This window comes from Mesorhizobium sp. M4A.F.Ca.ET.050.02.1.1, from assembly GCF_003997725.1.
GTDB lineage: Bacteria > Pseudomonadota > Alphaproteobacteria > Rhizobiales > Rhizobiaceae > Mesorhizobium.
Window position 1 is genome coordinate 1 of record NZ_RZSG01001261.1, and the last position, 991, is coordinate 991.

A 991-nucleotide genomic window follows, 5' to 3' on the forward strand; every position below is an offset into this window, starting at 1 on the left:
GTCCTGCAGCGCCGCCAAAAAACCGCGCCGCCGGTCGAGGCCGCGCGTGTCGCGCGAGGTGTCGCCGCCGATGAAGCCGAGCCTCGAGTAGCCGCGCGCGACGAAATGATCGACCATCAGCCGCCCGGCCTCGGCGTTGGAGAAGCCGACGACATGGCCGATCGGGTCGCTCGGCAGATCCCACGTCTCCACCACCGGCACGCCGGCATTGGCCAGCATCTTGCGGCAGCGCGGCGTGTGGCGGCCGCCAGTGACGATGATCGCTTCCGGCCGCCGCTGCAGCAATTGCCCGACCAGGCGCTCTTCCTCCTCGACGTTGTAGTCAGTGAAGCCGAGCAGGATTTCCAGCCCGCTGTCGCGCAAACCTTCGGTCATGCCGCGCACCGTGTCGGCGAAGTTGGCGTTGTTGATCGAGGGTATCGTCACCGCGACGAAACCGGAGCGGCGCGAGGAAAGGTTGGCGGCAATGCTGTCGAAGACATAACCTAGCTCTTCAGCCGCTTGCAGGATGCGGTCTCGCGTGTCGGCGCTGACCGAGGCGTCGCGCTTGAAGGCGCGCGAGACGGTCATCGTCGAGACGTTGGCGCGATGCGCGACATCGGCCATGGTCGGGCGTTTGGGCGAGGACTGCATGGCCGTACGTTATCGATATCACAACGGAATGCAACGCGCCGCCGACGCTTATGCAAAGGCGATCTGGACCTTCATCGCCCGGCTGCGGTCATTGGCAAGCTCGAAGCCGGAAAGCGCCTCGTCGAACGCCACCGTGTGGGTGATCAGCGGCTTGACGTCGATCAGCTTCTTGCGCATCAGCCCGACGCCGACGGCGAATTCCGGATGGAAGCGGAACGAGCCGTTGATCGACAGTTCCTTGGCGGTGACCGTCGACATCGGCAGCGCCATCTCGGCGCCGCCGAGGCCGAGCTGCACGATGGTGCCGCGCGGACGCGTCGCCGCGATGCCTTGCGCCAGCGCCGCCGCCGCGCCCGAG

Annotated in this window: 2 protein-coding genes; both read right to left on the reverse strand. The window is 66.7% G+C overall.

From position 1 onward, the window contains the following. Nucleotides 1-633, reverse strand: a 633-nt coding sequence (locus EOA33_RS36795) for a LacI family DNA-binding transcriptional regulator (protein WP_245482575.1), incomplete at its 3' end; no start/stop codon positions are given. A gap of 48 nt (nucleotides 634-681) precedes the next feature. Then, the coding region (locus tag EOA33_RS36800) for a zinc-binding dehydrogenase (protein WP_145989555.1) at nucleotides 682-991 on the reverse strand (310 nt) is incomplete at its 5' end.